We start from the raw sequence: 13,064 nt of genomic DNA, 5'->3' as shown, positions 1-13,064 counted from the left end.
GTCGCCGCGCGGCCCGGGTTCAGCGGTCGCGCGGCCTGAGCCGCAGGTAGACGGTGGTGGTGACGGTCAACCAGACGGCGCCGAGCGTCACCACCGCCGCCGCCTTCACCGCGGGAGTCGGCCGGACCGTCAGGCCGACGCCCGCCATCGCCAACGCCGTCAGCCCGGCCGCCAGCAGCCCGCCCAGGAAGGCGATGAACGCCTCCAGATCCCCGCTCCTGCGTGCCATCGGGCACCCCCTCTCGGGGAAATGCTAAAGGCGCTGACGGGGCCGGGGCGGGTGGGCCACTCCGTGCCGCGGCGGGCGCGTCACTCCATGCCGCGTCACTCCATGCCGCGGCGCTTCATCCAGCCCCAGGCGAGCTCCAGGACGACGCCGCAGACCACGGCGATGGCCACGCCGATCCAGGGATCGCGGATGCCGACCAGGCGGAGCTGGAAGAAGTCGGACAGCGGGGGGACCAGCAGCACCAGCGCGAAGGCGAGGCCCATGGTGCCGATCAGCAGCAGGCGCCACCAGTTGTACGGGCGGGCGACGATGGCGAGCACCCAGATGGCGATCAGGAAGAGCGTCAGGGTGGCCACGCTGGTGTCGGCCTTGAGGTCGGTGGCGTGGTCGGCCCGGGCCAGCGCGTAGGCCACGAAGGTGCCGGTGCCGGCGATGGCGCCGCCCGGGACGGCCAGCCGCAGCACCCGCTTCACGAAGCCGGTGCGGGCCCGTTCGTTGTTGGGGGCGAGGGCGAGGAAGAAGGCCGGCACGCCGATGGTGAGGGTGGACAGCACGGTGGAGTGCCGGGGCAGGAACGGGTACGGCGAGTGGGTGAAGATCACCAGTAGCGCCAGCAGCACCGAGTAGACCGTCTTGACCAGGAACAGCCCGGCCACCCGCTCGATGTTGCCGATCACCCGGCGGCCCTCGGCGACCACCGAGGGCAGGGTCGCGAAGGAGTCGTTCAGCAGCACGATCTGGGCGACCGCCTTGGTGGCGTCCGAGCCGGTGCCCATCGCCACGCCGATGTCGGCGTCCTTGAGCGCCAGCACGTCGTTGACGCCGTCGCCGGTCATCGCCACGGTGTGGCCGCGGGACTGCAGCGCCCCGACCAGCTCGCGCTTCTGCTGCGGGGTGACCCGGCCGAAGACGCTGGTGCGGTCGGCGGTCTCGGCGAGCTGCTCCGGGTCCTTCGGCAGGGTGCGGGCGTCCAGCGGGCGGTCCGCGCCGGGCAGTCCGAGGTGGCCGGCCACCGCGCCGACCGAGACCGCCGCGTCGCCGGAGATCACCTTGGCCCGGACGTTCTGGCCCTCGAAGTAGCGCAGGGTGTCGGCGGCGTCCGCGCGCAGCCGCTGCTGGAGCACCACCAGGGCCAGCGGGCTGAGCCCGGCGGCCGGGTCGGGGGAGTCCAGCGGGTCGGGCGTGCGGCCGAGCAGCAGCACCCGCAGGCCCTTGGCGCCCAGCTCGTCCACCTCGGCGAGCGCCGGGTGCCCGGCGGGCAGCAGTACGTCCGGGGCGCCGAGCAGCCAGCTGGCCTCGCCGCCCTGGGGCTCCAGCAGCTGCACGCCGCTCCACTTGCGGGCCGAGGAGAAGGGCATCGCCTCGATCACCCGCCAGCCGTGGCCGCCCGGGCCGGCTCCGTCGCCGCGCCCGTACGCGTCGATCACGGCCTGCATGGACGGGTTGGGGCGGGCGTCGGCGCCGGCCATCACGGCGAGCGCGTGCTGGACGGTGTCCCGGTCGGCCGGGGCGGAGCCGCCGTCGGCGATCAGCCGCAGGTCGACGACGTCCATGCCGCCCTCGGTGAGGGTGCCGGTCTTGTCCAGGCAGACGGTGTCCACCCGGGCCAGGCCCTCGATCGCCGGGAGCTCCTGGACCAGGCACTGCTTGCGGCCCAGCCGGATCACGCCGATCGCGAAGGCCACCGAGGTCAGCAGCACCAGGCCCTCGGGGACCATCGGCACGATGCCCGCCACCATCCGGCGCACCGCCTCGCGCCAGTCGCGGCCCTCCACGGCCAGCTGGCTGATGATCAGACCGATCGCGGTGGGGATCAGCAGGTAGGTGATGAACCGCAGGATGCTGTCGATGCCGCTGCGCAGCTCCGACTTCACCAGGGTGAACTTGCTGGCCTCCTCGGCCAGCTGGGCCGCGTAGGCCTCCCGGCCGACCCTGGTGGCGGTGAACGCGCCCGCGCCGGCCACCACGAAGCTGCCGGACATCACCTGGTCGCCGGGCTGCTTGAGGACGGGGTCGGGCTCGCCGGTGAGCAGCGACTCGTCGATCTCCAGGCCGTCCGCCTCGGTGACCTCGCCGTCCACGATCACCTTGTCGCCGATGCCGAGCAGCACGGTGTCGTCGAGGACGATCCCGGAGACGGCGATCTGCTGGACGGCGCCGTCCCGGCGGACCTGCGGTCTGGCCTCGCCGATCAGGGCCAGGCTGTCCAGGGTCTTCTTGGCGCGCAGCTCCTGGATGATGCCGATCGCCGTGTTGGCGACGATGACCAGGCCGAACAGGCCGTCCTGGATCGGTCCGACGATCAGGATGATCCCGAACATGATGCCGATGATGGCGTTGAAGCGGGTGAAGACGTTGGCCCGGACGATCTCCCCGGTCGACCGGCTGGACCGGACCGGGACGTCGTTGACCTGCCCTTTCGCCACCCGTTCGGCCACCTCGGCGGCCGTCAGGCCGCCGCGCCGGCCGGGCAGCAGCCCGAGCGGGTGCGCCCCGTCGGGGCGGTCTCCGCCGGCCGGCTGCTGCTCTTCCGCGGGCTGGGCAGGCTGCGTCATGGCACCGACTCTACGGGCGCCTTATGTCCGATGCGTGCTACTAAAGGACTATTCAGTCCGACTGGGTGGCAGGGCCGGTGCCGTTCCCGGTGGCGCCCGTGCTGCCGTCCGTGCTGCCGTCCGTGGTGCCGTCCGTGCTGCCGTTCTTGCTGCCGTCCGCGACCTGCTCGGCGGTGGCCGCCTCGGCGGCGCGGCTGCGGGCGATCGCGTCCCGCCGGGCGCGGCAGTACCAGAGGCCGATCAGGCCGAGCAGGCCGCCGGAGAGGCAGATCCACGGCCAGGTGCCGTGGCCGTGGTCGGACAGGGTGCCCTGGAAGGGGAGCAGGGCGACGAAGGCGACGAACCACAGCACCGTGCCGGCGCCGACGATGGCGACGTCATTGGCCTCCAGCGGAGGGGGCGAGGGGTGCAGTGGCGTCTTGGGCATGGGGCCTAGCGTACGGTGCGCGGGGGCGTCGGGGGGTGCGGCGGGCGCCCCGGCGGTCAGGGGCGGGCTCTACGCGCGAAGATAGCGCGTGTGCGACCGGGAAACCATACTTGAAGGTCCACGCCCGGCCACCGTCGCCACGGGCGTTCTCCCCCTCCTCAGCTCCCCCACAGAGGACGCACGCATGCCTGTGGTCCAGCCGACCACCGAGTCGCCCGACCCCGCGGATTCCGCGCCCACGCCCCCCACCGGCGCCCTGGACCGCTACTTCAAGATCAGCGAGCGCGGCTCCAGCCTGCCGCGCGAGATCCGCGGCGGTGTCGCCACCTTCTTCACCATGGCGTACATCCTGGTGCTGAACCCGATCATCCTGGCCAGCGCCACGGACATGACCGGGGCCCACCTGGACAGCGCCCAGCTGGTCACCGCCACCGCCCTCACCGCCGGTCTCACCACCCTGCTGATGGGCGTGATCGGCAACGTGCCGATCGGCCTGGCCGCCGGACTCGGCGTCAACACCATCGTGGCGCTCCAGCTCGCGCCCAGGATGACCTGGCCGGACGCCATGGGCATGGTGGTGCTGGCCGGCTTCGCGATCATGCTGCTGGTCGCCACCGGCCTGCGCGAGCGGGTCATGAACGCCGTGCCGCTCGGCCTGCGCAAGGCCATCGCGATCGGCATCGGCCTGTTCATCAGCCTGGTCGGCCTGGTCGACTCCGGCTTCGTCAGCCGGATCCCGGACGCCGCCCACACCACCGTCCCGCTCCAGCTCGGCGGCAACGGCCACCTGCTCGGCTTCCCGGTGCTGGTCTTCGTGGTCGGCCTGCTGCTGACCCTGGTCCTGGTCATCCGCAAGGTGCCCGGCGCCATCCTGATCAGCATCGCGGCCTCCACCGTGCTCGCCGTGGTGATCGACAAGGTCGCCGACGTCCCGGCGCTCAAGTGGGGCCTCACCGTCCCCACCTGGCCCGGCAACCCGGTGGCCGCCCCCGACTTCGGGCTGGTCGGCAAGGTCAGCCTGTTCGGCGGCTTCGAGAAGGTCGGCGTCCTCACCGGCGTGCTGTTCGTCTTCACCGTGCTGATGTCCTGCTTCTTCGACGCGATGGGCACCATCCTCGGCGTCGCCGACGAGGCCCACCTGCTGGACGAGAAGGGCGACCTGCCGGGCATCAACCGGATCCTGATGGTCGACGGCATCGCCACCGCGGCCGGCGGCGCCACCTCCGCCTCCGCCAACACCTGCTTCGTCGAGTCCACCGCGGGCGTCGGCGAGGGCGCCCGCACCGGCTTCGCCTCGATCGTCACCGGCCTGCTCTTCGTGGTGGCGCTGTTCCTCACCCCGCTCGCCACCATGGTCCCCGCCCAGGCCGCCACCCCGGCCCTGGTCACGGTCGGCTTCCTGATCCTGGCGGGCTCCGTCAAGGAGATCGACTGGGCCGACTTCACCATCGCGATCCCGGCCTTCCTGACCATCGTGATGATGCCGTTCACCTACTCCATCACCAACGGCATCGGCTTCGGCTTCATCGCCTTCTGCGTGCTGCGCCTGGCCGCCGGGCGCGGTCGCAGCGTGCCGGTGCCGCTCTACGCGGTGGCGGCGGTCTTCGCCTTCTACTACCTGATGCCGGCCTTCGGCCTGCTCTGACGGCTGGTTCCGACGGCCCCGCACCCGGTTGGGTGCGGGGCCGTTTTCGATATCGGAAGTGCGCCTGGACCGATATCGTTTTCTTGTTGCCAGCCGAGGGAGGAAGCCATGGCGCGTACGGTGATCGACCTTGATGACGACCTTCTCGCCGAGGCGCAGCGTCTGTTCGGCACGACCACCAAGGTCGCCACGGTCAACGCGGCACTGCTGGAGGCCGTGAAGCTGGCCAGGCGGATAGAGCTCGCCGACGCCATCGCCAACGGGGAGTTCGACCTCCTCGACGAGTCGGGCAAGTCGGCGGCGGCGTGACCCGAGAGCGCTTCCTGATCGACAAGTCGGCTCTGGCGCGCTGGGGAAAGCCGACGGTGCGGCCGGTCCTCGACGATCTCTCACAGCGTGCACTGCTGGCGGTGAGCGCGGCAGTCGAGATGGAGGTCCTGCACAGCGCCCGAAGCGCGGCGGAGGCCGATCGGCTGAGCCATCTGCTCAGGGGCTTCGACTACCTGCCGTGCACCGACGAGGTCTGGGACCGAGCCAAGGACATTCAGCGCCGCGCCCTGTTCCGGGGAAACCTCCGTGCGCTGTCCATGGCCGACATGCTGATCGCTGCCACGGCTGAACGCCACGGGGTGACCGTCCTGCACTATGACGGCGACTACGACATGATCGCGGCCATCACCGGACAGTCCACTCGATGGGTCGTTCCGGCCGGGGTGGCTGACTGAGCCCTTCCCGCCGTGTCTCGAACGGCCCCGCACCCGGTTGGGTGCGGGGCCGTCGGCGTTCTGGTCAGTGGACGCAGAACTCGTTGCCCTCCGGGTCCTCCATGACTGTCCAGGCGCCGCCGGGTTCGGCGACCTCGCGCAGGACGGTGGCGCCGAGGGCTTCGAGGCGGGCGACGGTGGCCGCGCGCTCGCCCGGGCCGGGGTGGACGTCGAGGTGGAGGCGGTTCTTGCCCTGCTTGGGCTCCGGGACGGCCTGGAAGAGGATGCGGCGGCCCAGGCCGGTGTCCGAGGCCGGGTCGTACGGGTCCTCGGGGTGGCGGACGGCCGCGAGGGTGCGCCAGGCGGGGTGGCCGTCGACCTCGGTGCGGGCGTCCGGGGTGATCGCGCCGGCGTCCAGCAGCCGGGCGATCAGGGTGGCGTGGTCCTCGACGGTGTAGTCGAGGGCGGCGCCCCAGAAGGCGGCCTGGCGGTGCGGGTCGGCGCAGTCGATGACGAGCTTCCAGTGCAGCGGCATGTAACCGGTTATATCGGTTACGAGCAGGTGGAGCAATCACTGGTGGTCGGAAGGTGTCAAAAAGGCGACCGTGTAGGGCAGTTGGCGGCGGGCATACTGCCTGGACGGAGAAGGGGAGGGGACTCGACCGATGGTGCAACAGGATCCGCCCGGGGGCGTCGAGGGGCGACTGCTGCCGGAACTCTTCTGGCGGGCGGACAAGGCCTCGCTGGACGGACAGCGCGAGACGCTCCGCTGGCACCGCGGACTGATCGCCATGCTGGTGGTCGCCGCGCTGATCGGCTCGCTACCGGGCCCGGACCACAAGGGCGACGGCGATATCAAGCCACTGTTCTCGGTGGCCGCCTTCCTGATCGCCGGCTACTTCTGGTCCCGGCTGCGCCGCAGCAACCCGCAGGGTCGGTGGTACGAGGCGCGGGCGGCGGCCGAGTCGGTCAAGACGCTCGCCTGGAAGTACAGCGTCCGGGCCCGGCCGTTCGGCGGCGAGGCCGACTCGCCGGACGCCGACCGCGGCTACCTGCTCCAGGTCGAGGACGTGCTGCGGGCCTTCGAGGACCCGGAGATCGTGCCGCCCGGCAGCGTTCCGGAGATCACCGAGGAGATGCGGCGCGCCCGGGCCGACAGCCTCGTCGCCCGGCGCACCCTCTACCTGCGCACCCGGGTCGAGAGCCAGCGCACCTGGTACCGCTCCCGGGCCGAGTCCTGCGAGTCCCAGGCGGTCTCCTGGGGGCTCGGCATCGCGACGCTGATCATCATCGGCGCGGCGGCGGCGATCGCCCAGGCCACCGGCGCCCTGGAGGTGCACATCTTCGGCGCCAGCTCGGCCGCGGCCGCCGCGATCATCGCCTGGACCCAGCTCAAGCAGCTGCGCCCGCTGGCCGCCGCCTACCAGCTGGCCGCGCGCGAGCTGGAGAACGTCGGCAACCAGCTCTCCGACCTCGACCTCAGGACGCCGGACGCCGAGGAGCGCTGGGCCCGGCTGGCCGCCGAGGCCGAGGACGCCGTCTCCCGCGAGCACACCACCTGGCGGGCCCGCCGGGCCTTCCCTCGATAACCCCTCCCGTCCGGCGCGCCAGTCCAACTCCGGGGAGGGGCTGGGGAGATCCGGCGAAGCGGGGGCACGCCGAGGGCACAGGTGTGCGGGGTGCGTGAGAGTGGGGTGCCGAGGCACGGAACGTGACCATTACGTGTCCATGCCCTGGTTTCATCGCCTCCGCGCGACCCGCAGTCCCTGCCCGGAGGCCCCCTGTGCGCATTCTCCTGATCGCCACCGCGTTCAACAGCCTGACCCAGCGCGTCCACACCGAGCTGCGCGAGCGCGGCCACCAGGTCGCCGTCCAACTCGCCCTCGGCGACGAGCAGATGAGGGAGGCGGTGGCCCGGGTCGACCCGGAGCTGATCGTCTGCCCGATGCTCACCAGGGCCGTTCCGGAGGACATCTGGTCCACCCGGACGGTCCTGATCGTGCACCCGGGCCCGAAGGGCGACCGCGGCCCCTCCTCGCTCGACTGGGCGATCACCGAGTCCGCCCGGCGCTGGGGCGTCACCGTGCTGCAGGCCGTCGAGGAGATGGACGCCGGCGACATCTGGGCCTCCGTCGAGTTCGCCGTCCCCGAGTGCGGCAAGAGCGAGCTGTACCGGGGCGAGGTCGCGGACGCCGCCGCCGAGGCCGTCCTGCTGGCCGTCCAGCGGTACGAGGGCGGGCTGTTCACCCCCGAACCGCTGGACTACGCCCGCCCCGACGTACACGGCGAACTGCGGCCCTTCCTGCGCCAGGAGGCGCGCCGGATCGACTGGCAGCAGGACGACACCGCCACCGTGCTGCGCAAGCTGCGCGCCGCCGACTCCCAGCCCGGTGTGCTGGACGAGCTGTACGGGCGGGACTTCTTCCTGCACGGCGGCCACCCCGAGGACGAACTGCGCGGCCCCGAGCCCGGCGCCGTGCTCGCCACCCGGGACGGCGCGATCTGCCGGGCCACCGTGGACGGCGCGGTCTGGATCCCCCAGCTGCGCCCGCGCCGCACCCCGGGCGGGCCGGCCACCTTCAAGCTGCCGGCCGCCACGGTGCTCGCCGACGAGCTGCACCAGGTCCGCGAGGTGCCGGTGACCCCGGCGCAGGCCGCCCGCCGGGACACCTGGTCGGAGCTGCGCTACCACGAGGACGGCGAGGTCGGCTTCCTCGAATTCGCCTACGCCGGTGGGGCGATGAGCACCGAGCAGTGCCGCCGGCTGCTGGCCGCCTACCGCGCGGCCGCGAACCGGCCCACCTCGGTGCTGGTGCTGGGCGCGCCCCGGGACTTCTACTCCAACGGGATCCACCTCAACGTCATCGAGGGCTCGGCCTTCCCGGCGCTGGAGTCCTGGGAGAACATCAACGCGATGGACGACCTGGTCGAGGCGATCCTGACCACCGGCGACAAGCTGACCGTCGCCGCGCTGGCCGGGAACGCGGCGGCCGGCGGACTGATGATGGCGCTCGCCGCCGACGAGGTGTGGTGCCGGGAGTCGGCGGTGCTCAACCCGCACTACCGGCTGATGGGCCTGTACGGCTCCGAGTACTGGACGTACACCCTGCCCGCCCGGGTCGGCGCCGAGCAGGCCGAGCGGCTCACCACCGAGGCGCTGCCGGTCGGGGCCGCGCACGCCCGCCGGATCGGCCTGGTGGACCGCACGGCCGGCGGGGACGCGGCGGAGTTCCGCCGCTGGACGGCGCGGGAGGCCGCCCGGCTGGCCGGCTCGCCGGAGCTCACCGGACGGCTGGTGGACAAGAAGCGCCGCCGCGCCGAGGACGAGGAGGCCAAGCCGCTGGCCGAGTACCGGGCGGAGGAGCTGCGCCGGATGCACGCCAACTTCTACCGGGCGGGCGAGCCGTACCACGCGCTGCGGCGGGACTTCGTGCGCAAGGTCTGCCCGGTGGCCACGCCGGAGCACCTGACCGGGCTGCTCGGCCGGCCCTGAACCCGGGCGGCGACGCCTGGCGGTACGGCAGTGCCGTCCGGCGGTACAGCAGTGACGTCCGGCGCTACGGCAGTGCCGTCCGGCGGTACAGACAGCAAAATGACGTCCGGCCGGGGTGGGGGACCCGGTCGGACGTCACTGGTGGGGCCGCCCGCGACCCGGCGCGGGCGGCGGCCCGGTTCAGCGCCGGACGGTGGTCCGGCGCGACGGCTGCCGCTGCGGCGGGACGCGGGGCGTTCGCGGCGGCAGCGGGGCCGCCGGGCCGACGAGCAGCGGCTGGGTGCTGGGCTTGCTCGGGGAGACGGCGAAGGCCAGTGAGCCGAAGAACACGTAGCAGCCGAGCCCGACCCCGAGCGGGAAGATGAACTGCAGCGCCATCACCCCGCCCTGGGTCGACTGCGAGGCGTCGAGGCGGACCGAGAGCGCCGCCATGCCGGTGTAGTGCATCGCGCAGACCGCGACTCCCATCACCGGCGCCGCCGCCAGCACCGCGAGGGTGCCGCGGATGTTCAGCGCGGCCCAGAGCGCGGCCGTGGCGGCGAACACCGCGATGCCGATCGAGAGCCCGACCGTCACGTGGTCGTAGCCGAGCCGGCCGGGCAGCACCATCGCGGCCATGCCCAGGTAGTGCATCGCGGCGACCCCGAGTCCGGTGGTCAGCCCGCCGATCAGCAGGGACAGCACCGGGTGGCGCCGCCAGTACCCGACGGTGAACAGTCCGATGCCGACCACCGCGACGGCGACCAGCAGGCTGAGCACGGTGAGCCCCGGCTGGTAGGTGATCTCGGCGCCGGTGACGGAGAAGCCGAGCATCGCGATGAAGTGCATGGACCAGATGCCGGCGCCGAGCGAGGTCGAGGCGAAGAGCAGCCAGACGGCCCGGCTGCGGCCCGTGGAGACCAGTGCCCAACGGGCGCTGCGCAGGGCGACGAAGGCGCCGAGGCAGGCCACGAAGTACGAGACCGCCGGTGTCACCCAGCCGTGGTCGGCATGATGGATCTCACCCAATTGAGCTCCCTGGACGAGGGGTTGAGGGCGCCAGGGTTCGGGCGGAGGCGGTCGGCGGGGTACCGGGGAACGGGTGGGACGCGCGCGGACGGGCACGGAGGGGGCTCCGCCGAGGGGAGACCTGGCGTGGTGATGCCCCTGACAACCCCGGAGAGTAGCCACTGACGGGTGGTCGCACAAGGTTCGCGATTTTCGTGAAGTCCCAGGTCAGGAAGGACCTTTACGCGGCCTGCAAGATCTCGGCACCAAGCCCTGACATCGCCTGCGCACGGTCTCCGGGCGCCTTGGGGCGCTTTGGTGCGTTACTCCAGCGGGGCCAGCCCGAACGGGTGCCCGGCTGGGTCGATCAGCACCTTGAGCGTGCGGCCGTGCTGGTAGCTCGGCTCGGTGGCGCCGAGCGCCAGGGCCTTCGCGGTGGACTCCTCCAGGTCGTCCACGTAGAAGTCCAGGTGGAAGTGCTTGCTGCCGTCCGGTTCGGTCCACGGCTCCGGCCGGTAGTCGGTCACCCGGCCGAACCCCAGCGGGCTGCCGCCCTCCGGGTTGTCCAGGATCGCGAAGTGCTCGTCCACGTGACGGGTCTCCCAGCCGAGCAGCTCGCCGTAGAACGAGGCCAGCGCGACCGGGTCGGCGCAGTCGATGGTGACCATGGCGAGCCGGGCGAAGCCGGAGTCGTCCGGCACGGACTGTGCGGATTGCGCGGGTTGCTCGGAGGCGAGGTCGGACATGTCTGGTCGGCCCTTCCGGGAGGCGGGAACGATCACCCCTCACCAATATGGCACCCGGCCGATCCTCCGGCGCGGTGGGAACCCGTTTTTCCTTAGCGAGAGTAATGACGTAAGCTAAAGAGATGCCCGAGATGTCCGAGCAGGACCTCGCAGCGATCTCACAGCTGCGGTCGTCCACGATGCGCCTCTCCCGACGACTCAAACACCAACGGGTGGAGGAGTCGCTGAGTCCCACCGAGATGGGAGTGCTGGGCACCCTCGCCCGGTGCGGGAAGGCGACGCCGGGTGAGCTCGCCCGGAAGGAGCACGTGCAGCCTCCTTCGATGACCAGGATCGTCGCGATGCTGGAGGAGAAGGGGCTGGTGCGGCGCGAGCCGCACCCCGAGGACCGCCGCCAGGTGGTCGTCAGCAGCACCGAGCAGGCCGAGACGATCCTCGCGGAGAGTCGTCGGCGCCGAAACGTCTGGCTCGCCGAGCTCGCCCAAGGGCTCGACGACGAGGAATGGGCCGTCCTCAGGGAGGCCGCGCCCGTGCTCTACAAGCTCGCCCACCTGTAACTCGTACAGATCGAGGCACACCGACCCCGGCCGGCCGCCGGGAGGAGAAGGAGCCCGCATCACCGCAGGACCGACCATCATGACCAGGAGCGCGACGGCCCCCGCCAGGGCCGTCGCGCCGCGAGGGGAGACCACCGTGACACCGCCGGCCGCAGCCAGCGCCGCCGCCCGTACCGACGACCCGACCAACGACCCCGCCGCGGACCGCACCGCGGCCGCCGACGCCCAGGCCCCCGCCCCCAGCGGGCTGCCCGGCAGCGGCGACGACGACCCCGACGAACGCACCGCGGCGGACCCCGCCGCTCAGCGCCGGACCCACCCGGCCGCATCTCCCGCAGGAGCCCGCTTCACCAGGCCCGGGGGGATGTTCTCCTCCCTGCGCGTTCGCAACTACCGCTACTACTTCGCCGGCCAGGTGGTGTCCAACACCGGCACCTGGATGCAGCGGATCGCCCAGGACTGGCTGGTCCTGAGCCTCACCGGCAGCCCGCTCGCGGTCGGCATCACCACCGCCATGCAGTTCCTGCCGATGCTGCTGCTCGGCCTGTTCGGCGGCGTGCTCGCCGACCGGATGCCCAAGCGCCGGCTGCTGATCTACACCCAGGGCGCGATGGGCCTGCTCGCCGCCGGCCTGGCCGTGCTGACCGTCGGCGGCGTGGTGACGCCGTACTACGTGTACGCCTTCGCCCTGCTGCTCGGCCTGGTCACCGTGGTCGACAACCCGACCCGGCAGGCCTTCGTGTCCGAGATGGTCGGCCCCAAGGACCTCGCCAACGCCGTCAGCCTGAACGCCGCCAACTTCCAGACCGCCCGGCTGGTCGGCCCCGCCGTCGCGGGCCTGCTGATCGCCGCGGTCGGCAGCGGCTGGGCGTTCGCCGTCAACGCGCTGTCCTTCGCCGCCGTGATCGGCGGACTGCTCGCGATGCGCGAGTCCGAACTGCGCCCCACCGAGCCGATCGCCCGCGAGAAGGGCCAGCTGCGCGAGGGCCTGCGCTACGTGAAGGAGCGGCCCGAGCTGCTCTGGCCGATGGTGCTGGCCGGCTTCATCGGCACCTTCGGCTTCAACTTCCCGACGCTGCTCTCCGGGTTCGCGTACGACACCTTCAAGGTCGGCGCCGGCCAGTACGGCCTGCTGAACACCGCGATGGCCGTCGGCTCGCTGGCCGGCGCGCTGCTCGCCGCCCGCCGGGGCGCGCCCCGGCTGCGCCGGCTGGTCGGCGCGGCACTGGCCTTCGGCACCCTGGAGGTGGTCGCGGCCTTCGCGCCCGACTACTGGACCTTCGCGCTGCTGCTGACGCTGATCGGGGTGTTCGGGCTGAGCTTCAACACCTCGGTCAACTCCATGCTGCAGCTGTCCACCGACCCCGAGATGCGCGGTCGGGTGATGGGCCTGCTGGTGCTGGTCTTCACCGGAGGCACGCCGATCGGCGCCCCGGTCGTCGGCTGGGTCACCGCCTCGTACGGGCCCCGGCTGGGCCTGCTGGCCTGCGGCGTGGTGTCCGCGCTGGCGGCCGGCGCGGTCGGCCTGGTGCTGGCCCGCAGTGCGGACCTGCGGGTGCGGTTCGACCTGCACCCCGGTCGCGGCGGGCGGGTGGTGGCCGTCGTGCCGCGGGCCGTCCCGGCGCGTACGCCGGAGCTGGCCGCGGCCTGCTGATGATGGGCTGATGGATGAGCTGATGGACCGTCAGGACACCTCGGGGCTTGGCCTCGAAGTGTCCTGA

General features: G+C 72.3%; 13 protein-coding genes. 7 read left to right on the top strand and 6 right to left on the bottom strand.

Features of this window, described 5'->3' with window-relative positions; all coding sequences use genetic code 11:
- Window positions 1-19: 19 nt before the first annotated feature.
- The 3 genes from ACIQWA_RS33780 to ACIQWA_RS33770 form a co-directional block, all read right to left on the bottom strand.
- Window positions 20-229 carry a hypothetical protein gene (locus ACIQWA_RS33780; RefSeq protein WP_402489109.1) on the bottom strand — a complete coding sequence of 70 codons (210 nt, stop codon included), beginning with the start codon at window positions 227-229 and terminating at the stop codon, window positions 20-22.
- A 95-nt stretch (window positions 230-324) separates the two neighbouring features.
- The gene (locus ACIQWA_RS33775; protein WP_402489107.1) at window positions 325-2,784 is read right to left on the bottom strand and encodes an HAD-IC family P-type ATPase; all 2,460 of its coding nucleotides are present in this window, start codon (window positions 2,782-2,784) and stop codon (window positions 325-327) included.
- A gap of 52 nt (window positions 2,785-2,836) precedes the next feature.
- Window positions 2,837-3,211: a DUF2530 domain-containing protein gene (locus tag ACIQWA_RS33770; protein ID WP_402489104.1), complete on the bottom strand. Its 375-nt coding sequence runs from the start codon at window positions 3,209-3,211 to the stop codon at window positions 2,837-2,839.
- Between the two features lie 184 nt (window positions 3,212-3,395).
- Here ACIQWA_RS33770 and ACIQWA_RS33765 point away from each other — a divergent pair, with 184 nt between their 5' ends.
- The 3 genes from ACIQWA_RS33765 (at window position 3,396) to ACIQWA_RS33755 (ending at window position 5,581) form a co-directional block, all read left to right on the top strand.
- Entirely contained in the window at window positions 3,396-4,856 is a 1,461-nt protein-coding gene (locus ACIQWA_RS33765) for an NCS2 family permease (RefSeq protein ID WP_402489101.1), read from the top strand.
- A gap of 108 nt (window positions 4,857-4,964) precedes the next feature.
- On the top strand, window positions 4,965-5,165 hold the full coding sequence (locus ACIQWA_RS33760) for a type II toxin-antitoxin system VapB family antitoxin (RefSeq protein WP_380611173.1): 201 nt from the start codon (window positions 4,965-4,967) through the stop codon (window positions 5,163-5,165).
- Entirely contained in the window at window positions 5,162-5,581 is a 420-nt protein-coding gene (locus tag ACIQWA_RS33755) for a PIN domain nuclease (RefSeq protein WP_402489097.1), read from the top strand. Before ACIQWA_RS33760 ends, ACIQWA_RS33755 begins: the two co-directional genes overlap by 4 nt.
- Window positions 5,582-5,645: 64 nt before the next feature.
- Here ACIQWA_RS33755 and ACIQWA_RS33750 read toward each other — a convergent pair whose 3' ends face one another.
- Complete coding sequence (locus tag ACIQWA_RS33750) at window positions 5,646-6,095, bottom strand: VOC family protein (protein ID WP_402489094.1); 450 nt, start codon at window positions 6,093-6,095, stop codon at window positions 5,646-5,648.
- Between the two features lie 130 nt (window positions 6,096-6,225).
- On the opposite strand from ACIQWA_RS33750, the gene ACIQWA_RS33745 reads away from it, so the two are divergent.
- Window positions 6,226-7,149, top strand: coding sequence for a DUF4231 domain-containing protein (locus tag ACIQWA_RS33745; protein WP_360239312.1), 924 nt, complete (start codon window positions 6,226-6,228; stop codon window positions 7,147-7,149).
- A 194-nt stretch (window positions 7,150-7,343) separates the two neighbouring features.
- Entirely contained in the window at window positions 7,344-9,053 is a 1,710-nt protein-coding gene (locus ACIQWA_RS33740; protein WP_402489091.1) for a hydrogenase maturation protein, read from the top strand.
- A gap of 180 nt (window positions 9,054-9,233) precedes the next feature.
- On the opposite strand, the gene ACIQWA_RS33735 is transcribed toward ACIQWA_RS33740, so the two are convergent.
- Window positions 9,234-10,061 carry an MHYT domain-containing protein gene (locus ACIQWA_RS33735; RefSeq protein WP_402489088.1) on the bottom strand — a complete coding sequence of 276 codons (828 nt, stop codon included), beginning with the start codon at window positions 10,059-10,061 and terminating at the stop codon, window positions 9,234-9,236.
- Window positions 10,062-10,363: 302 nt separating this feature from the next.
- Window positions 10,364-10,786 (bottom strand): VOC family protein, encoded by a 423-nt coding sequence (locus ACIQWA_RS33730; RefSeq protein WP_402489085.1) that lies wholly within the window; start codon window positions 10,784-10,786, stop codon window positions 10,364-10,366.
- Between the two features lie 122 nt (window positions 10,787-10,908).
- Here ACIQWA_RS33730 and ACIQWA_RS33725 point away from each other — a divergent pair, with 122 nt between their 5' ends.
- Window positions 10,909-11,343 carry a MarR family transcriptional regulator gene (locus tag ACIQWA_RS33725; protein WP_360239300.1) on the top strand — a complete coding sequence of 145 codons (435 nt, stop codon included), beginning with the start codon at window positions 10,909-10,911 and terminating at the stop codon, window positions 11,341-11,343.
- 79 nt (window positions 11,344-11,422) lie between these two features.
- A complete protein-coding gene (locus ACIQWA_RS33720; protein ID WP_402489083.1) occupies window positions 11,423-12,997 on the top strand; it encodes an MFS transporter in 1,575 nt (524 codons plus the stop codon).
- Window positions 12,998-13,064 lie beyond the last annotated feature (67 nt).

This window comes from Kitasatospora sp. NPDC098652 (assembly GCF_044760155.1).
Lineage (GTDB): Bacteria > Actinomycetota > Actinomycetes > Streptomycetales > Streptomycetaceae > Kitasatospora.
The sequence above is the reverse complement of the archived record's forward strand: the minus strand, read 5'-3'. Positions and strand labels throughout refer to the sequence as shown.